Consider the following 20,563-nt stretch of genomic DNA (forward strand, 5'->3'; position numbering starts at 1 on the left):
TTTAAAATACAAAACGCCCGATGAAGTACATCGAGCGTTTTAGTTAAAAAGTGTCAACCCATATCAGGACGGGTCAAGTGTTTCATGGTGTGAAACTACCATCGGGCACTACTCCGCTTTGTTTGGCCCTAAAAAGCGAATATCTTGCAAGTTAAAGCCTAGTTCTATATCGCACTTTAAAGCGGCGACGAGTTTACATAAACGAGCAGACTCAATGTGCTCATCCAATTTTTTACGGTATTTCGGTACGAGATCTTCACTAGCGTAGGCTGCTTCAATACTCTCAAACTGAGTGAGAATCTCTTTCGCTGCTTTCGGGCCAATTCCAGGTACGCCCGGAACCTGGCTAGAGCTTATCCCTGTTAATCCCCAGTAATCCGCTAGTTGACTTGGTTTTACGCCGAACTCTTTTTCGATAAATGGTTCATCTAACCAACGATGTTGGAAATAATCACGGATTTGTAGGGTAGGGGAAAGCAGCTGGCAGTAACCTTTGTCAGTCGAAACGATGGTGACCTTTTCACCATGGCTGGCCACTTTCGTTGCGAGTGTAGCAACCAAATCATCTGCTTCATCGCCTTCAGACAGCAATGAATCAATACCTTGCTCCCACCACGCTTGTTGAATCGCATCTAACCCTTGCAGTAGTGGCAGAGGCATTGGTTTTCGGTTTTGCTTATAGTCAGGGAGAATTTCAGCGCGCCAACCTCTGTCTTGTTCGTGGTGATCAAAAACTGCGATGATGTGTGTCGGGTTGGCCTCTGACAGAATGCGAGTGAGGGTTCTTTGCGTTGTGGTTATGGTTCTTGCTATGTCGGTTGGATCTGGTTGTGCTGAGTGCACTCGGCGGATCAGGTTTAGGGCATCAATGATAACAAGATGAATAGACATAATGACTTAGCAATAAAAAAGGGGCGTAATGCCCCTAGTGTAACGAATGCTAGCCTGACTATCGACCACCAATTTCCGGGTGAGCGATTCGATAACACGGTTCGTAGTCTGAACCGCCAGGTAATTTCATTCGGTGCTGTTCGACAAAGTCTTTTAGCAACTTATCGAGTTTTTTCATGAGGACTGCGTCGCCATGAATGGTGAAAGGCCCTCTACGTTCTATTTCTCGAATGCCTTCAGCCTTTACGTTACCTGCCACTATGCCAGAGAAGGCTTGACGCAAGTTGGCCGCTAAAACTTGCGGTTCTTGATCTAGGCTTAAATCCAATTGTTCCATCGACTCATGAGTAGGCTCGAATGGCAGTTGGAAGTTTGGCTCAATTTTCAATGACCAGTTAAAGCTGTACGCATCGCCTTTCTCTTTTCGGTGAAGGCGTACCGAGTCCATGGAGCGTTTCATAATACGAGCGACTTCTGCCGGGTCGTCAATGATGATCTCGTAGTGCTTTTGCCCTTCCTCACCAAGTGTGTCGCGAATGAACTCATCAATAGAGCGGAAGTACTCTTCACTCTCTTTTGGTCCTGTTAATACGATAGGCATTGGCTGATCGGCGTTATCCGGGTGCATCATGATGCCAAGAATGTACAGTAGCTCTTCCGCTGTGCCCGGGCCACCTGGGAAAATAACGATACCATGAGCCATACGGACGAAGGCTTCCAAGCGCTTTTCGATGTCGGGCATGATGACCAGTTCATTTACTATTGGGTTTGGTGGCTCGGCCGCAATAATCGAGGGCTCGGTTAAACCAAGATAACGTTGCTGAGTATAACGTTGCTTTGCGTGCCCAATCGCTGCACCTTTCATCGGCCCTTCCATTGCGCCAGGGCCGCAACCTGTACAGATGTTAAGTTCACGCAGGCCCAGTTCGTTACCCACTTCACGTGTGTACTGATACTCCACTCCATTGATAGAGTGACCACCCCAACATACGACAAGATTCGGTGCGATACCTGGAGTTAATGCTCTGGCATTACGAAGAATGCCGAACACGAGGTTCGTAATGTGAATTGGGTTAGTAAGGTTGAGCCGCTGGGCGTCTGCCAAATGCATGTTTACGTAAACGATATCACGCAATACGGAGAACAGATGCTCTTGGATACCTTTAATTATTTCGCCGTCAACAAAAGCGTGCTCTGGCGGATTAGTCAGTTCAAGCTTAATACCACGCTCACGACGCACGACGTTGACATCAAACGATTGGTATTTATCGAGCAGTTCTTTCGAGTTATCGGTATGGCTACCGGAGTTCAACACCGCTAATGTGCAATTACGGTACAGCTGATAAAGTTCACTCGAGGCTGTGTTCTTTAAGCGCTCTACTTCTAGTTGAGATAGCAAGTCCATGCTACCAGCGGGGCTTATATGGGTAATCATAACGCCTCCTTGTGTTGCATTAATTTGAGGGAAAGTACCAACTTACCTTTTTGGTGTTATACGTATGGTTTGATGAAAGGTAGTTGGCCGATTTGGTTTTATGGTTATCAACTCCCAAGCAACCTCAAGATGATACATTTGCCTTTTATAAATACATCATCTTGAAGTGACTTGGGTTTTTACAGCTTAGCAGACTAAAAGGGAAGAAATGTGATAACTCGTTGAAAATGGGTGGTTATAAAGCGTAGATTGCACCAAATTTGGTTTGTTTGCTCGCTTTTTGTACGAATCTTAGCTCCAGTTAAGCTGGTTTGTTCCACGTTTTTTAGCGTCCGCAAGCATCTTGCCAAGACGATCGAGCACATACTCTGGCGTATCGGACTCTTTGAAAGACGTCGATACAGCAGCTAAGGTAATCATAATATTTTGCTCACGGAACTTAAAGGGTAATTGGCTAATATCACGCTGGATATGCTTAATCAGATCCAGTGTGTATTCTTCAGATTGTTCCGGGACGAGTAGAATAAACTCCTCGCCACCAAAGCGAGCTACTGTTTCCGTTTCTGATACGCGCTTGTTAATAGTACGAGCGATGATCTTCAGCGCTTTATCGCCAGCCGTATAACCATAGCTATCATTCACCGCTTTGAAGTTGTCTACATCAAATAGCACAACACGAAGGTTTTGCTGAGAGCGAATCCAACGGCGATACTCTAGCTCTAGTCGATCGTTAAATGCAGTGCGGTTATAAACTTTAGTCAGCGGGTCGAGCAACATGCGCTGAGCTTGGTCATCTAAGCGTCGACGATAATCTTGCGTAGTTTCAAATACCGCTTCGAGTTGGTTCTTACTGTAACTCAACCGTTCTTGCAGCGCTTGCTCTCGCTCTTCCGTCATTTTCAGTCGCTCTGTCAGCGACGCCATTTTTTCGAGAAGAGGCGTGATTTCTTTTTTCACAACCGCGATATCTTGAGCTTGATTAAGTGACTTTTGGCTTAATTCAACCAAGCTGTTCATTTCTGTGTTGAGCTCTTGGCGGTGTTCAAAGTAGGTATGATGCTGGTCGACGTTCTGATGAACGGTTTTTAGGTTACTTGCGAGAGAAGTGTTCAGCTGATCAAGGAATTGGCTAGACGCCTCGCGCTCGAACTTTGTTGCTTCGACAACCAATTTCAGCGTTGAGAGCGTAAGCTCAATGAGAGACTCGGCACTCACGCCAAGGAGCAACTTAGCGCGAATATCCAGCAATCTATCGCCTGATTCTCCCTCGAAATCCAGCTCTGTAATAGTATGTTGGAGGTCGCTGGCTAAGCACTCAAGCTGAGATCTGTCGGGATTGTTTTCAAATTCACTAAGATGTAGACGTGAATTAGACGTGATGATTTTCAGAGCGCGTTCGTAAATACTCAGTAGCTTAGTGGCTTGATCAGCTTTATTGCTGGCGTGAACTTCAGAGAAACTCATCAGGTTCCGTAGTTCACGTTTTAACTGCGCAGGTAAGCCCGTGACACGTTGCAGTGTTTCACCACTGTGCTTGATTTGTTCGTCAAGGTAACCGTTTTGTTTATCCATCGTCTTCGACTGCTGTTTGAGCATCCTCTCTAATACCGCTAAACGCGGGATAAGAGTGCTGATATCTTTTTGATGTTGCAGCTCTTGTTGGATTTCAAATAGGTAGTTGGATACCTGAGTATTCGAACCCTGGCAAGCTGAAGACAATGATGCCACAACGCGTTTAAGAACTTGTTGTTCACGTTTGAATTTGAGTGAAGTATCACGATGAGTCAGTCTGAGTTGGTCAAGTTGACAACTCAGCTGATGCAGCTGCGACTGAATATCGGATTCCAAGATTCCCATGAAGTGACTACGGTTAAGTCCATGTACTACTGACAATTATCTGATAATAACAAAAAACTTTATAGCGTCATTAGTTATTACGTTCAACAGGCGTTTAATTATCCATTTTTTAATATTTTCTTGATGTCGTCCTCATTCTTGTAGGACGAATGGATCTTGATCAGGCCTTGGCTAATGGCATGTTGACAGGCAGTTCTTATGTTACCTGTTGCAAAGCTAGCAGCAGGCGCATTATCGATGGCTTTTAAGAACACCCAGTGGCTTTGCTTATCCTTCAAGCTGACTTCTCGTGCGATGTGAGTCGCAAGCAACAACAGATCGAGTAATTCCTCATCGTTAATTGCAGTGTAGGCTCGGGGTAAGAACGGATAATCACTGATGCCCATACGAATAATACGATTGACGTTGTGCTGCTGTGCGAACTCATCCACCCAAGTCTGGAATTTTTCGAACATGACTTCGGCAGAAGCATCACGGTCAGCGTTCGGTTCTATGTAGAGTAAGTTCGCATCTGAGAAATGGTAAAGACGCGACGGTTTTTCTATTTTTTCCGCAAGGAAGTCGCCAAATGCCCGTTCTAGTTCTAGACCTGCCTTATAGCCGTTATGGACGTACATGCTTCGTAAGAATGGCAAATCGATCATAACAAAGCGTAGGCGATCATTAAGTGGTTCGTGGATCAATTCACCCATTTGCCATTGCTCGAAAGTTTCGCTCGACTTTTTCAATGAGCGAGAAAGCTTAACATTCAGCATACGCAAGTTACGTAAACGAGAGCGAGAGTGGGTGAAGAGGTCGTTACGCAGTTTTTCGATTTCACTTGCTTGGCGCTGCATAATGACACCACGGCGCATAATGAACAAAAACATGACCAAGACAGTAATAAACAATGCAAATGAGATTTTCTGGAATTTACGATGCTCTCTTTCCACTTGCTCTAAGCGTTCTGATTGACCGATGTAATGGATGGTTTGTTCGGCAAATTCTTTTTGTTGACGGAACGCATCCTCACTGATTTGGTTAAGCTGCTTTTGTTCTAGACGAACGAGGTTGGTGTATTTTTTATAAGCTTGCAGAGAAAGTTTGTATTCGCCTGCCTGCTCGTAACCCAACCCAAGTAAACGGTATGACTGCTGCTTAATGAAGTTGTTATTTTCAGGTGACTTTTCAGCAAGCGCTAACGCCAGCTTAGCATTAGTAATGACGTCTTTACTGTCATTTTGATGATAAGCCAGACCTGACTGAAGCAGGGCAGCCTTTGCTTCAAGCTTAGGAATATTGGTGTATTCTAAAAGCTCTTTAGAGCGGTCTAAGTACTGCTCTGCTAGCGCGTAGTTATAGAGTTGTAGGTAGGTAGCCGCCAAGCTTAAGCGAATTTTAATGATTCTATTGATGTTCTTACTGGTACTTTCATGGTCAAGCACGTTGAAGTAATGCACTAACGCAAGGTTAAACTTACCCTGATAAAAGTAGATGTCGCCCATTTGCTCTAGGACGTCCGCTAGGATCGGAGAGCTAGGGTAAGAGTCATAAAAATCTGCGGCTTGAGATAAGTATTCGATCGCTTTGTCGTACACTCGTCGCTCCTGGAAGAGCCTAGCCAAAAGGCGATTCACTTTTGCTAATCTTGCACCACTGTTACTTTCAATAGATTGCCAATAACCGTATAGCAGTTCTGACAAAGCCAAATTGTATTTCTTGCTATTGAGGTAAAACTCGCCGACGGCAGTGTAGTAGTCGATCAAGGCTAACTCAGAGCGGCTATCGTCAAGCATGGTCTTTGCTTCAGAGTACAAGTTTTCCGCTTTAATGACATCGCCACTATGTGAAGCGAGGAGTGCTCTTTGCATCACTAGTCGGTAGCGAACGCTGTCGGTGCGTTGTAATACGGCATCGGCTTCATCGAGCTGTTGTTCAATTTGGTTAAGCGTGTCTTCCGCTTTTGAGTAGTTTTCGTCGTACATCCAAATCATTTGGTTGCGCATCAGCTGGAGATCTAAGTACATGTACGGCAATTGATATTCTTGCGCTAAGCGTTCCGCTTTATTTAGGTGCTCGATAGCCGAACGAACATTACCCATGGCGTAATCTGCCTGAGCGATAATCTTGTGCGCTTCGATGGTGCTGCTTGGTGTGCGAACGCTACGATCTGTTTCGTCGCGAGACATGGCTGAAGGGCTGTCACTTTCTTTGCGTTCTGTTAGTTCACGCTGTGACAAATAGTTGGTTGCCGCTTGTTTTGCTTGTGATGGCTCTATTTCCGCCAATTGTTGTGCTTCGTTGAGTAACGCGGACGATAAAATGGTAGCATGAAGTGGCTGTACAAACAGCAAGCAAAGAAAGCCAATCAACTTGAATAGACGCGAACTGTCCCAAAACATCCTTTCGTTCCCTCGAACTGTTTTTAGATATGGCGATAACGGCGAAAAGCCTCAATTAGCCGTTTAAATGCGGGTTGAAGCCATTTGATATAGTAACATGCCTGGACAATAAAAACGTCCGGCAACCCTTTAGATTGCCGAACTTATTTCTGTTGCCTATGCGCTTACTGACGAGCCATACGGTGATTGTGAGCTGGCTTATCTTGTTCCGTTGAGCGGTAAGGGTTGATATCCAAGCCTCCACGGCGCGTATAGCGGGCAAATACGGTCAGTTTGCTTGGTTGGCAATATTTCATTAGATCCGTAAAAATACGCTCTACACACTGTTCGTGGAACTCATTGTGCTCGCGGAAAGACACTAAGTAACGTAACAGCTTCTCACGATCTATTTTTGCGCCTTGGTAGCGAATTTCTACACTGCCCCAGTCGGGTTGGTTAGTGATCAAACAGTTTGATTTCAATAGGTGGCTATGTAGCACCTCTTCAACTTGTATTTCACCTGCCGCACCTTCAAGCAAATCGGCATCAAAATCGTAACTGGTGATGTCAATGTCTTGGTCATCTACACATTCACCGTCCATTGTCACGATAGGTTGATTGGTATAGTGGGTCACTGGATTCACCTCAACCAGCACCTTTTCACCTGCGCATTCAGAAAGGTCTTGTGTTAAACGCTCAGTCACTTCTTCCCAGCTTGCAAAGCGGGTTTGGTTATAGCTGTTTAAGTACAGTTTGAAAGACTTCGATTCAATCAAGTTTGCGCTGGTGGCTGGAATGTATACTTCGCCAACGGCCACTTGTGGTAAACCTTTACTATTTAACCAAGACAGTTCGTACAGCGTCCAAATGTCGTGCCCCATGAAAGGCAGAGTATCGCCTAACTGGAGGTCATCTCGGTTCAGGCTGCGAGGGACTGGTTGCAGCAAGCTTGGGTCATACTGGTTCGCATACTCGGTCGTTTTACCTAGTGTTAAGCCAGCAAGCTCTTTAGCGTCAGAATATTTGCTCATACTTTGTGGTCGTTTTCGATTAGAATGGCGAGAATTTTACTGAATCCGCTGGTCAATTGCCATCCGGCAAGTACGGCTATCTGATAAATAAGGAATGAGGAGACCTTCATGACCCAAAACGTTACTCAGGCGCTACAAGAGTTCAGCCTGCGCTACCAACAAGCTTGGCAAGCTAAGCACAATGAGTTGCCAAGCAGTGAAGAGCTTGCAGAGCTTGTTTCTCCTTGTGTCGAAGAGAAGCGTGATGGAAAGGTGCTTTGGAAAGCGGTCGCACGTGATGAAATGGCCGATTTCACCAATGTGGAAAATGCGATTGAGTTGTCACTGCAAGATGATGTTAAAGCCTTTTATGGTTCTCAATACTGCGCTGATATGGAGGCAACTTGGCAAGGTAATTCGTTGACGCTGCTGCAAGTGTGGAGCGATGACGATTTCGTGCGTCTACAAGAAAATATTCTTGGTCATTTGGTGACGCAGCGCCGCTTGAAACTTAAACCAACAGTATTTATAGCAGCGACAGATGAGGAAATGGATGTGATTTCTATTTGTAACCTCACTGGCAATGTGATTCTAGAGCGTTTGGGCACCTCTAAACGTGATGTATTGGCAGATTCATTGGTTGAGTTCTTGAATAAGTTAGAGGCTGCCGTCTAAGTATGTATGTTGTTGAGTTGCAGTTTGAGTGTTTTGATAACACCACCGTCAGCGCGGTAGACAAAGCCATTAATGGCTTGATGGATGCTCTGCGTTACAACGGCCAAGTATTAGGTCGTGAATTCCCAATAGTGATGGGAGAAGGTGAATTTTTCGTTCGTGTTGTTTGCCCAGAACAAGACAGCTTGCATCCACGTTATCACTCAGATTTCGTCAAAGTGTGCATGAACCGTTTGTCGGATGCGTCTTTGCTTGCACCGAAAATGCGCATGCTGGGGCGTGATTTGAATTCAGAACAAGCAGCCGAAGAAGAGACACCTAGCTGGCAAGTGTTGTACACGACTTATGTTCATACGTGTTCGCCTTTGCGAAGTGGTGAAACCCTGTTGCCAATTCCTTTGTATCGTAATGAGCCAACACTTAATGGAGACCATAAAGCCGTCATTAAGTGGCAGACTGAGTGGCAAGCGTGTGATGAAATCCAAATGGCAGGGGGTTGCCGAGCGGAACATGCGGCGCTGCACGAAATTTGCGATGTGGATAGTGTGCTGTTTCGCCGAGGTTGGGACTTACGTGGCCGTATCGAATACATCACGAAGATCCCTACGTACTATTACCAGTATCGTGTCGGTGGTCAGTCGCTGGAGAGCGAGAAAGCGCGCAAGTGTCCAAAATGCGATGGCGAGTGGCTACTCGATGAGCCACTACATGACATATTTCATTTTAAGTGTGATGACTGCCGAATCGTGTCGAATATCTCTTGGGACCATCTTAAGTAGCGAATTGAAGCTACTTAAATGGGTAGATAGACAAATAGAAAGGGCTGATGTTTTCACATCAGCCCTTTTGTGTTTAGAACGTTGTTTTCAGTCATGTTTTGAAAAGTGGGATTACCAACCTTTCACAACACCGCCTTTGAACAGCTCTTTTGCCGCTTCGTAAACTTCTTCCGTTTGGTAAGCTTTTACGAAGTTTTGTACGTTTTGCGCATTAACATTTTCTTCGCGAGCGACAATTAGGTTTACGTATGGTGAGTCTTTATCTTCAACGAACACGCCGTCACGCTCTGGCGATAGGTCGATAGAGCTTGCGTAAGTGGTGTTGATGATAGATAGCGTTACGTCATCCAATGAACGCGGAAGCTGTGGGGCTTCTAGTTCAATGATTTCGATATTTTTAGGGTTGCCTACGATGTCACGTACTGTAGCGAGTAGACCAACGCCATCACGTAGCGTAATCAAACCTTGTTGCTCAAGAAGCAGTAGTGAGCGACCTAGGTTAGTTGGGTCGTTTGGTACTGCGATGCGTGCGCCATCTTGAATTTCATCAATTGATTTTACTTGCTTTGAGTAACCAGCAATAGGGTAAACGAATGAGTTACCCGCGATAGCCAGTTTGTAGCCGCGGTCTTTCACTTGTTGATCTAGGTATGGTTTGTGTTGGAACGCATTCGCGTCTACTGAACCATCATCCAGAGCGGCGTTTGGTGTTACGTAATCGGTAAATGTTACTAGCTCAACGTCTAGGTTGTATTTCTCTTTTGCTACTTTAGCGGCAACTTCGGCTACTTGTGCTTCAGCACCAGCAATAACGCCAACTTTTACTTTGTTTACGTCTACTTCTTTGTCGCCGCAACCCGCTAGAGCAAGAGCAGAGGCAGCCGTTGCTACAGTCAAAAGACCTTTAAGGCTAAATTTCATCTTTATCTCCTTATAATTTGTATTTTTGATACTTATCTGTGGTCTACACGGCGCACCACTGCGTCACCGATAGACTGAATAATCTGTACTAGAACAATCAACATCACGACAGTCACGGCCATGATAGTTACATCGTAGCGGTGGAAACCGTAACGAATGGCTACGTCACCTAGGCCGCCGCCGCCTACCGTACCCGCCATAGCTGAGTAGCTAACGAGAGTGACCAAGGTAATCGTTACTGAGTTAACAATAGTCGGCATTGCTTCAGGTAGTAGAACTTTTGTGATGATCTGTGTTGGTGTCGCCCCCATTGACTGCGCTGCTTCCACCAAGCCTGTCGGTACTTCTAATAAAGCACCTTCAATAAGACGAGCGACAAAAGGAATGGCGCCAATAGTCAGTGGGACGATTGCTGCGGTTGTACCGATAAAGGTTCCAACTAGCATTTTTGTCACTGGAATAATCGCAACCATCAGTACGAGGAATGGCACAGAACGACCAATGTTAACGATAGCGCCTAAGCCGCTATTTAGTTTGGTGTTTTCAAGTAGGCCGCCTTTCTTAGTAATATGGAGGATTACGCCTAATGGAATACCCACAGCAAAGCCGACTAATCCGGCAACCGCAACCATGTAAAGCGTTTCCCACGTTGCACCTAAAAGTAGTTTGCTGTTTAAGCTCAGCCATTCAGAAATCGTATTAAAGGACATAACCAAGTACCTCTACTTTTACGTTGTGCTTACGCAGGTATTCAAGAGCTGCGTTGTCATCTTCTTCGTTACCAAATAGCTCTGCGACCATCATGCCGAATTTCACGCCACCAGCGTAATCAAGGTCGGAACTCAAAATACTCACATCAATATTGTATTTACGAGAAATTTGCGACATTAACGGTGCATCGACGGTTGCGCCAGTAAACTCTAAGCGAACCAACGGGTAGCTGCCATCAACACGCTCTGCTTGCAGACGAGCTTGGTAATCTTCAGGAATGGAAAGATCCAGCGTTGAGCGAATGAATTGGTGCGCTAGCTCTGTCTTAGGGTGCGCAAAAATATCGCCAACGGTGCCTTTTTCCACCAGCTCACCACCACCGATGATTGCTACTTCGTGACAGATACTTTTTACGACTTCCATTTCGTGAGTGATAAGTAAAATCGTGATGTTGAGTTTGCGGTTGATCTCTTTCAATAACTCAAGGATAGATTGAGTTGTTGCCGGGTCTAGCGCACTAGTGGCCTCATCACAAAGCAGCACGCTAGGATCGGATGCCAATGCACGAGCAATTGCCACACGCTGTTTTTGGCCGCCACTTAAGTTAGATGGGTAGCTCTCGTGTTTGTCGGCTAAGCCTACAAGCTTTAGCAACTCAGTTACTTTTGTTGTGATTTGCGATTTGTCTTTACCTGCCAGTTCTAGTGGCAGTGCTACATTATCAAACACAGTACGAGACGAAAGCAGGTTAAAGTGCTGGAAGATCATGCCAATGTTACGGCGTGTTTCGACTAGTTGTTTTTTGCTGAGTTTGGTTAGATCCACACCATCAACGATGATGGAACCAGAGGTCGGCGCTTCTAACATGTTTACGCAGCGAATCAGCGTACTTTTACCAGCACCTGATGAACCGATAACACCAAAGATGGTGCCTTTGTCGATGTGTAGGTTAATGTCTTTCAGGGCAAGGATTTCCTTACTGCCTTGGTAGAACACTTTATTGACGTTTTTTATTTCTATCATGTTTCAACCTGCCCAAAGATACGGGGAACTTCGCTGTCAAAAACGGCCTTTGACAGAACTTAATGTTGAGCTTTATCTCAATTTTCAGTTGATGCTATGGGTTAAGCAGAATGAAGTCAATAGATATTTTTACGTCTAGACGTCTAAATGTATGGATGTTCTGTTTTGAAACGAAGATGTATAGATAACAAGCAGGAGGTAGACGGCGGGGCACCCTCAGATTTACCGATTCTTGCCCAACAAATCAACCGTTTTGTCGAGGCCTAGAATGAATTAGATAGTGTTGAAGTTTATAAGGTATGTAATAATCTGATTAAACCGAGTTAATAGAGAAATACGTTTTGGCAAAACCTGCTGTTTTTATCGATCGTGATGGCGTGATAAACGTTGACCACGGCTACGTTCATGACGAACATGATTTTGAGTACATTGATGGTGTATTTGAAGCGACGAAAGCGCTAAAAGATAAAGGCTACCTTCTAGTGTTAGTGACGAATCAATCGGGCATCGCACGCGGTAAATTCAGTGAAGACCGTTTCTTGTCTCTGACTCAATGGATGGATTGGAACTTTGCTGATAATGGTGTTGAGTTCGATGGTATCTATTACTGTCCACATCATCCAGAACATGGCATTGGCGAGTACAAGCAAGATTGTGAGTGCCGTAAGCCAAAACCAGGTATGTTCATTTCTGCGCGTGACTTCTTGAAGATCGACATGGAGAAATCTGTGATGATCGGCGATAAAGCTGAAGACATGATGGCAGCAGAAGCGGCAGGCGTTGGCACTAAGATTTTGGTTCGCACTGGTAAGCCAGTAACGGAACAGGGCGAAGCCATTGCAACGGTAGTATTGGATAGCATTGCAGATGTGCCTGCGTACTTAAACAAGTAATATTCATTACTGACTGAGATAAGGGAAGCCACTGCTTCCCTTTTGTTTGATTCCTTCTTTTAATCTGAACACTTATGAGCAAAAAACTCACCATTCTTGATATCGCAAAATTGGCAGGCGTGGGCAAATCGACAGTAAGCCGTGTGCTTACTAACGATCCAAAAGTGAAACCCCAAACGCGAGAGAAGGTAGAGCAAATCATTCGTGAATCAGGCTACGTCCCATCAAAGTCGGCGCAGTCGATGCGTGGTGGCAGCCAAAAAGTCATTGGGGTTATCATCTCCCGTTTGGATTCACCATCAGAAAATCGCGCCGTTGGTACCATGCTCAATGCTTTGTATTCCGCTGGTTATGATGCGGTGATCATGGAGAGCCAATTCGATCGCGATAAAACCAATGAACATTTGGATGTGCTTAAACGTCGCAACGTCGATGGGGTGATCGTGTTTGGCTTTACTGGATGTGATGAGCGAGCATTGGCGGAGTGGGGGAATCGTATCGTCGTGATCGCGATAGACACGCAAATGGTTTCCTCGATCAACTACGATAACCAAGGTGTGATAGACATGGCTTTGTCTCACCTTGAGCAGCAATCTTTATCTCGCATTGCTTATATTGGTGTTGATCCTGAAGACAAAACCACTGGCTTAGCTCGTCTAAATGCTTATAAAGCTTGGTGTCAACGCAAGCAAATTACACCTTGTTTCCAAACGGGTAAGTTGAGCCATGAAAGTGCTTATCAGTTGGTAGACAAAGTCCTTCAATCTGATACTCAGGCCATCGTGTGCGCCAGTGACACTATCGCGTTGGGCGTGATTAAGCGTCTTCAAGAGTTAGGACGTGAAGACGTGGTTGTGACAGGTGTTGGTGGTAATGAATTGCTCTCTTTCCTTTTCCCTAAAGTATTTAGTGTCGACCCAGGTTATACCCTTGCAGGTGAGAAGTCCGCTAACATGCTGATCAATCAATTAAATGGCGATGAGGAAGTGGTTCACTTTACTCAACAGCCTATCGTTTATTGACCCACACTAAAACGATCTGCTCTAAAATTATACTGTGATCACTCTCAATTAATGGGACTGTTCCCATTTTGTTTTTTGCCTTCGGATGGCAATATTAAAATCAAGAAATGGGAATGTTCCCATTTATAAAAACAAAATGATGAATCGAATGTATCCAATACAGGATGGACAAAGTTATGAGTAAGATTGCGCGTAAAGACGTGGAGCGTCTTATTGAGCTGGTCGGGGGGCCGGACAACATTGCCAGTGTAAGTCACTGTTTAACTCGCTTGCGTTTTGTTCTAAATGATACGGACAAAGCAGATACGAAACAGTTAGAAGCATTACCGATGGTGAAGGGCTGTTTTACCAACGCAGGCCAGTTCCAAGTGGTTATCGGTACTGAAGTGGATGAAGTTTACAAGGTACTGATCGGACTGACGGGTAAAAGTGAAGCCAGCAAAGACGAAGCGAAGAACGCTGCTCGTCAAAACATGAATATCGTTGAGCGTGGTATTTCCCACCTTGCAGAAATCTTTGTACCACTGCTACCAGCGATCATCACCGGTGGTCTGATCCTTGGTTTCCGTAACGTGATTGGCGACATCAAGATGTTTGATGGTCAAACGCTAACGGAAATCAGCCAGTTTTGGGCAACGGTACACTCTTTCTTATGGCTGATTGGTGAGGCGATCTTCTTCTTCCTACCGGTTGGCGTGTGTTGGTCGACAGTGAAAAAGCTCGGCGGTACTCCGATTCTGGGTATCACGCTTGGTGTAACATTGGTTTCGCCACAGTTGATGAACGCCTACCTGATTGGTAAGCAAGTACCCGAAGTGTGGGACTTTGGCTTATTTGCCATCGAGAAAGTGGGCTATCAGGCGCAAGTGATTCCAGCAATGCTTGCTGGTATGGCTCTGGCGTTTATTGAAACCAACTTAAAACGCATCATTCCGTCTTACCTTTACCTAGTGGTCGTGCCGTTTGTCTCAATCATTGTGTCTGTGATTCTTGCGCACTCTATCATTGGTCCATTCGGTCGTATGTTGGGTGACGGCGTGGCATTCGCAGCAAAAGCAGCCATGACGGGTGACTTCGCAATGATTGGCTCAACCATCTTCGGCTTCCTATACGCGCCATTGGTCATTACTGGTATTCACCACACCACCAACGCGGTTGACCTTCAATTAATGCAAGAGCTAGGCGGCACGCCAATTTGGCCTCTGATTGCGCTTTCAAATATTGCTCAAGCGTCTGCGGTCGTCGGCATCATTATCATCAGTAAAAAACACGGCGAGCGTGATATCTCAGTGCCTGCGGCTATCTCTGCTTACCTTGGCGTGACTGAACCGGCGATGTACGGCATCAACTTGAAATACAAGTTCCCAATGTTGAGCGCGATGATCGGTAGTGCGTGTGCTGCTGCTATTTGTGGTAGTGCGGGCGTAATGGCGAACGGTATCGGTGTGGGCGGTTTGCCGGGCATCTTGTCTATCCAACCGCAGTTCTGGGGCATTTTTGCTTTGGCTATGTTAGTCGCAATGCTGGTACCTGCTGCATTAACGTTAATTCTTTATAAGCGTGCACAAGCCAAAGGTGAGCTTGAGCCTGCAAACGCGTAATTCTATTTGAGGCAGTGACTTGGCTGCCTCCTCCTATTTTTCTTTTCAAATTTTAAGTTTCCGATTACTGGTAAGTGAGTGTTAGAAATGGCTATGACCAAGCATGATGAGAGCTGGTGGAAAACCGCAACCATCTATCAAATTTACCCAAAAAGCTTTTGTGACAGTGGCAGTAAAGGCACGGGCGACATCAAAGGGATCATTTCTAAGCTGGATTATCTTAAGCATCTTGGTGTGGATGCGATTTGGCTGACGCCGGTTTACCAATCGCCAATGATCGACAACGGTTATGACATCTCCGATTACTACTCGATCAACCCTGAGTTCGGCACGATGCAAGACTTTGATACTTTGCTAGCAGAAGCGCATCAGTTGGGTATTCGTATCATCATGGACATTGTAGTGAACCACACGTCGACAGAACACAAGTGGTTCCAATCCGCACTGGGTGATAAAAACAGCCCATACCGTGATTACTACATCTGGAAAGATTCGGTAGATGGTGCTGAACCAAACAACTGGCAATCAAAGTTTGGTGGCAACGCTTGGGCGCTGGATGAAAAAACAGGCCAGTACTATTTGCACCTTTTTGCTAAAGAGCAAGCGGACTTAAACTGGGAAAACCCAGTAGTGCGTGAAGAAGTGAAAGAAGTCATCAGCTTCTGGGCAGAAAAAGGAGTGGATGGTTTCCGTCTCGACGTTATCAACCTGATTTCCAAGCAGCAAGATTTTCCAAGTGACGATATTGGTGATGGTCGTCGTTTCTACACGGATGGTCCACGTGTGCACGAATACCTTCAAGAGATTAGCGAATCTGTGTTTCAAAAATACGGCAGCGTGACGGTGGGTGAAATGTCTTCCACTACGCTAGAGCACTGCCAGCAATATTCTTCGCTAGACGGCAAAGAGCTATCCATGGTGTTCAACTTCCATCATCTGAAAGTCGATTATCCAAATGGTGAAAAATGGACCAAAGCGCCGTTTGATTTCATTCAGTTAAAACAGATCTTCAATCATTGGCAAACGGGCTTAAATGGCAAAGGGTGGGGGGCGCTGTTCTGGTGTAACCACGACCAGCCACGCGTTGTGAGCCGATTAGGTAACGACGAGCAATACCGTGTTGAATCTGCCAAGATGCTTGCGGCATCAGTGCACATGATGCAAGGCACACCTTATGTTTACCAGGGGGAAGAGATCGGCATGACCAACCCGGGTTATACCGAAATCAGCCAATATCGTGATGTTGAAAGTACTAACATGTACGACATCATGGTCAACCGTGATGGTGTATCTCATGACGATATGATGGCGATCTTGGCACAGAAGTCGCGTGATAATTCACGTACACCAATGCAATGGAACAGTGCAAAACACGCGGGCTTTACTGAGGGAACGCCGTGGCTTGAAGTGGCGCAGAATTACTCTGAAATCAATGCTGAAGCTGCGGTTGCCGATTTGAACTCGGTGTTCTACTTTTACAAGCGTCTGATTGAACTGCGTAAACAGGTTCCAGTCATCACCGATGGCCGTTATGAAGATTTACTGCCAGAGCACAAACGTATTTTCGCTTACGCTCGTCAGAACGATAAGCGAACGCTGCTGTGTATCAATAACTACTATGCTGAAGAGGTGGAATGCGTTCTGCCAGAACGTTTTGATATGAGTAAAGCGAAAAACTTGCTATCTAACTATCAAAACTCAGCGAGCGCAGTCGCGTCAAACCATCAAGTGTTACGACCTTACGAAACTCGTATTTTATTGATAGAAGAATAAACTCGGGTGTCATCACCCCTAAGATTGATGTTCGAGATGAAGGCTTTGGTGTGCTCCCCAAAGCCTTCTTTTATTGAGGTATCTATAAAAAATGCAAGCTTATTTTGTTTCAATCGCTGTTAGCTGCACTTTCTCTTCGTTGATTTGTACTTGTTGTACTTTCAGCAGTTCAATTTGTTCTATCAGACCTAAGCTCGGATTAAACCAACGTTCTGCCGAAGTGGCGAACTCCATTGAGTCCATATCATCACAGTTTAGGTTGTAGATGTTCTCTTCCATCAGGTATGCCGCTTCAATTTTCTTGCCTGAGATCGAGAACGCTTTACGCACGCCAGTTTCTCGGATTTGCTGTTGCCAAACCACTTGGCAAGATGCTGTCATAGGAAGGTTTTGTACCCACTCATGCTCTTCAAAACGGTCTAGTAGGTTGTGAACTGAGTAGCCTGTAAGAGTGGTTTGCAGAGACATAGTTTCTTCACCGATGTCAATATTCGGGCTTTTCTCTTTTACGTCGTCACCGTTTAGGCGGAAAATCGGACCGCTGTGCATAAGCATGGCAATAAACTGATGACCAATGAAATAAGCGTCAGTGATTTCATGGAGTGCACCATCTGATCCTGCAAAGTAAAGCGTATTGCTCTCTTCGTCGTCGTTGTACTGCTCGTCTGAATAGTAGAACTGTTCGGCGCCGTAGTTCATCAAGTCATTAACCAACTGGACCATTGCCTCGCTGTTTGGGATTTGTGCCAATGCTGCCAATATTTGCTCGCTATCCATCGCTTGGAAGCTCAGTTTCATGTCGCCCTCTGGTTGGCCATCCAAGCTAAACGAATAGCTCAATTGTGTGTTTGGTACAGGAGCGAAAATGGAGTTGTGAATCGAGACGTCGAAACTTTCTTGAGGCACTTTGTTTGGATTCGCACTGCCAGAAGACGAACCTCCGCCACAGCCGTAAAGAGCCAGAGTTGCTGCTGCGATAAGCGTCATTTTGTTTAGCATGGTTTACATTCCTGATTGATAAGGCCGCTTCATGTTGGGCCGTTGCTTGAATGCGAGCATGCTAAGTTCAGCGAGAGAAAAAGGGCAAAAAACAAAAGATAACAGGGGTTAATGAAAGCTTAATTTTATATTTAGGTCTTTGTTTTATTTGGATTTATTTCGTTGGCTACATTAGTGCAATACTCGTTAATGAGCGCTTTCCATCGGCTTATGATTTCTTGATCGGTCACACTAACATGCAACGTTTTCCACGGTTGGAGGCAAGTCTCTTTGGATTCAGATTGAGAAAGACGCTCAAACAAGGTTTCGGAAGGTAAAACGCGCAGCAGCGCCACCAGTGATTCCATGTAGTTGAGACGGAACTGTTCAAGTTTGTTCTGCTTGTAAGCAATGTGAGACACAAAGGTATAAATCAGTGCGTTTTGGATGCGTGAGTCGCCATCTGGTGTCGTTAACAGAGCTTTTGCCCTGTCTAAGTTACCTAATTTGAAATGCAATAGACCTAACCAGAGGCTCAGCTCATCTGGCAAAACATCAAACGACGATTGTACTTGAGTTAAATACGCTTCCAGCTTTTGATGTTCGTGCTCGTATAAGGCGAGATGTCTTGCCGTTGTTATAGCCGCAAACTCATCAGATTGTCGGAGAGGTTGGCTAGAAAAGGCATTCTCGAATAACATTTTTTTGTGAATATCCGAAAGCTGCCACGTACTTGCCGAAGGTGCAGGCAGATTGAAGTATTGCGCGACATCCGAGTGCATTTGGAAAATATCCGATTGTAAGTCAGATAAACGCAGTGTGTAGTCATTGCGAAACGCTAGCTTGCCCGTCGCAGGATAAATAAGGTTCATCTGCGCTTTCAAGATGCCCTGTTTTGTGCCGTCTTTTAACTCGATATTGAGCTTGTAGTCGCTGGTCTGCATGTTTCGTGCGCCAGGGAAATATGGCGCATGACCGATAGGATCAAGAAAGTAACTGGGAGCATCTTGGTTGGCGATGTCGGTGTATGGATATTCGACCTGTTGTTGCAGCAAGATGGCTTTGACCAGTATGCGGTATTTTCGCGCCTGAGAGCCGATTGAATCGACACGGTTGAGTAGTAGCTCGACTTTGGGAATCAGTAGTTGATGACGTGTTTGTTGTGTTGAGATTTCTTGGCGTTGCCATAACAAGCTTGCGAGCGTCACGCTACAAACTGCAAGTATGGCACACAAGCTATAAGCAAAAATCAGCTTGAAGTTCTTATTCCTCGCAACCTGAGTTGGGATAACGCGTCGATGGCTTTTCGCTGGTGGCACCAAACGAATATTGGCAGGGTTAAGAAAGTAGCCTTTGCGGGGGTAAGTGACTAAAAGCTTAGCGGCATCGTATTCGGGTAAGTACTGCTGTAGCAGGGCACGTAAGGTGCTAATGCGGTTCGTGAGCACATTCTTAGAGATGAACTTGCTCTGCCAAATGGTTTCAATAATGGTGTCAGCAGAGAGTGGGTGGCCAACGCTTGTTAACAGCAGTTCTAATAATTCAATGGTGCGAGGTTCAAGATCAATCGCGATAACATCTTGATGAAGGGTCTGTGTCTTCGGGTTATAGATCAGCTCTCCAATCGCAATACAACTGTGAGTCTGTTTAGCTTGTTGCAGAAAGTCGCGCATACCGTACCGATCTATTTGGAAATCGCGAAGTATTATATAGCGATTGGAGCGCGAAATCTTATAAATCGCGCTTCAATCATTATCAAAAATTTATGAACCGTAGGTCACGGAATAGCGGTGCGGTTTGTGGTTCATCGCTAACACGACATTGAGTGCAAACGCCCCCAAAATTGAAAGGCCAATCACTTCTGGTGTGACAAAGAAGAATGAAGCAAACAGGATACATGCATCGATTGCCATTTGGCTTTTGCCAACTGAAATGCCAAATTTGTCTTGGATAAACAAACACAGCACGTTAAAGCCACCCAAGCTGGAGCGATGTCGGAATAGGATCAGCATACCGAGCCCCATTAAAAGCCCGCCTGCGACGGCGCAATAAACTTCATTTACCGATTCGAGCGAGATTAGCAAATAAAGATGATCGGCAAAGATAGAAACCAACGCGCCAGAAATGGCACTATTAATGGCGAAATGACGGCCGAAGCGTTTCCATGCTAGTAAGTAAAAAGGACTGTTTGCTAAAAAGTACAGCACACCAAAGGTAAAAGGTGTAAATTGGCTAATAAGCAGAGCCAATCCAGTCGTGCCTCCCGTTAGAAGGTTCGCGGATTGGAGAAAGAAAACGCCTTGAGCTACTAAAAAGGTACCCGTGAGAATCGCTATCCAGTCTTCTTTTAATGAGTGTTTTTCCATCAATATTGCAGTCATTAGTGATAAATAAGGCGTGCATAGTAGTAAAAAGATGATCTTTTCGGTAGCTAGAGGGTAAAATTTACGGTAAACCTATGTAATTGCTGTTTTACAGGGTGTAAAGCACAAATTTGACAGGCAATAGATTGTCGTTATGCGATTGCAATGCTGGCATGATAAACATTGCTTGTCATCATGAAAAAACTGCATGAGAAAAATTGTAAATTTCTCTTTATGACCTAAATCAAATTATGTAGAATGCGCGCCATTA

17 protein-coding genes are annotated in these 20,563 nt (G+C 45.2%); 6 read left to right on the forward strand and 11 right to left on the reverse strand.

The genetic code is table 11. The annotated features are described in order from the left end of the window. Positions 1-108 precede the first annotated feature (108 nt). The 5 genes from xni to queF form a co-directional block, all read right to left on the reverse strand. Entirely contained in the window at positions 109-891 is a 783-nt protein-coding gene (gene xni / locus R7O12_RS21220; RefSeq protein ID WP_138940417.1) for a flap endonuclease Xni, read from the reverse strand. A gap of 58 nt (positions 892-949) precedes the next feature. Further along, a complete protein-coding gene (ppnN, locus tag R7O12_RS21225) occupies positions 950-2,326 on the reverse strand; it encodes a nucleotide 5'-monophosphate nucleosidase PpnN (RefSeq protein ID WP_005383611.1) in 1,377 nt (458 codons plus the stop codon). 291 nt (positions 2,327-2,617) lie between these two features. Next, entirely contained in the window at positions 2,618-4,183 is a 1,566-nt protein-coding gene (locus tag R7O12_RS21230; RefSeq protein WP_005381978.1) for a sensor domain-containing diguanylate cyclase, read from the reverse strand. Between the two features lie 98 nt (positions 4,184-4,281). Further along, positions 4,282-6,564 carry a tetratricopeptide repeat protein gene (locus R7O12_RS21235; protein WP_318126336.1) on the reverse strand — a complete coding sequence of 761 codons (2,283 nt, stop codon included), beginning with the start codon at positions 6,562-6,564 and terminating at the stop codon, positions 4,282-4,284. 164 nt (positions 6,565-6,728) lie between these two features. Next, positions 6,729-7,574 (reverse strand): NADPH-dependent 7-cyano-7-deazaguanine reductase QueF, encoded by an 846-nt coding sequence (gene queF / locus R7O12_RS21240; protein ID WP_149192382.1) that lies wholly within the window; start codon positions 7,572-7,574, stop codon positions 6,729-6,731. A 108-nt stretch (positions 7,575-7,682) separates the two neighbouring features. Between queF and syd the strand changes: the two genes are divergently transcribed. Both syd and R7O12_RS21250 read left to right on the forward strand, forming a co-directional pair. After that, entirely contained in the window at positions 7,683-8,228 is a 546-nt protein-coding gene (gene syd / locus R7O12_RS21245) for a SecY-interacting protein (protein WP_005381970.1), read from the forward strand. A gap of 2 nt (positions 8,229-8,230) precedes the next feature. Next, positions 8,231-9,007 (forward strand): Zn-ribbon-containing protein, encoded by a 777-nt coding sequence (locus R7O12_RS21250; RefSeq protein WP_005383605.1) that lies wholly within the window; start codon positions 8,231-8,233, stop codon positions 9,005-9,007. A 111-nt stretch (positions 9,008-9,118) separates the two neighbouring features. On the opposite strand, the gene R7O12_RS21255 is transcribed toward R7O12_RS21250, so the two are convergent. From R7O12_RS21255 to metN, 3 genes are read right to left on the reverse strand one after another with little or no spacing between them, the layout of a single operon-like run. Next, positions 9,119-9,928 (reverse strand): MetQ/NlpA family lipoprotein, encoded by an 810-nt coding sequence (locus R7O12_RS21255; protein ID WP_005381966.1) that lies wholly within the window; start codon positions 9,926-9,928, stop codon positions 9,119-9,121. A 32-nt stretch (positions 9,929-9,960) separates the two neighbouring features. After that, positions 9,961-10,638, reverse strand: a complete 678-nt coding sequence (locus tag R7O12_RS21260) for a methionine ABC transporter permease (protein WP_005383604.1) — start codon at positions 10,636-10,638, stop codon at positions 9,961-9,963. Continuing rightward, complete coding sequence (gene metN / locus R7O12_RS21265) at positions 10,628-11,662, reverse strand: methionine ABC transporter ATP-binding protein MetN (protein ID WP_005381962.1); 1,035 nt, start codon at positions 11,660-11,662, stop codon at positions 10,628-10,630. Before metN ends, R7O12_RS21260 begins: the two co-directional genes overlap by 11 nt. Positions 11,663-12,003: 341 nt before the next feature. On the opposite strand from metN, the gene gmhB reads away from it, so the two are divergent. From gmhB to treC, 4 genes are all read left to right on the forward strand, one after another. Next, complete coding sequence (gene gmhB, locus R7O12_RS21270; RefSeq protein ID WP_005381961.1) at positions 12,004-12,555, forward strand: D-glycero-beta-D-manno-heptose 1,7-bisphosphate 7-phosphatase; 552 nt, start codon at positions 12,004-12,006, stop codon at positions 12,553-12,555. 74 nt (positions 12,556-12,629) lie between these two features. Then, a complete protein-coding gene (gene treR, locus R7O12_RS21275) occupies positions 12,630-13,577 on the forward strand; it encodes a trehalose operon repressor TreR (RefSeq protein WP_318126338.1) in 948 nt (315 codons plus the stop codon). Positions 13,578-13,753: 176 nt separating this feature from the next. Beyond that, complete coding sequence (treB, locus tag R7O12_RS21280; protein WP_005381959.1) at positions 13,754-15,178, forward strand: PTS trehalose transporter subunit IIBC; 1,425 nt, start codon at positions 13,754-13,756, stop codon at positions 15,176-15,178. Between the two features lie 87 nt (positions 15,179-15,265). Beyond that, positions 15,266-16,951, forward strand: coding sequence for an alpha,alpha-phosphotrehalase (gene treC / locus R7O12_RS21285; protein WP_318126340.1), 1,686 nt, complete (start codon positions 15,266-15,268; stop codon positions 16,949-16,951). Between the two features lie 99 nt (positions 16,952-17,050). On the opposite strand, the gene R7O12_RS21290 is transcribed toward treC, so the two are convergent. The 3 genes from R7O12_RS21290 to R7O12_RS21300 form a co-directional block, all read right to left on the reverse strand. Further along, positions 17,051-17,950, reverse strand: coding sequence for a hypothetical protein (locus R7O12_RS21290; RefSeq protein ID WP_132937043.1), 900 nt, complete (start codon positions 17,948-17,950; stop codon positions 17,051-17,053). 131 nt (positions 17,951-18,081) lie between these two features. After that, a complete protein-coding gene (locus tag R7O12_RS21295; RefSeq protein WP_318126342.1) occupies positions 18,082-19,602 on the reverse strand; it encodes a transcriptional regulator in 1,521 nt (506 codons plus the stop codon). Between the two features lie 90 nt (positions 19,603-19,692). Next, on the reverse strand, positions 19,693-20,295 hold the full coding sequence (locus tag R7O12_RS21300; protein WP_031780204.1) for a YitT family protein: 603 nt from the start codon (positions 20,293-20,295) through the stop codon (positions 19,693-19,695). Positions 20,296-20,563 lie beyond the last annotated feature (268 nt).

The sequence above is a fragment of the Vibrio sp. Vb1574 genome (assembly GCF_033338675.1).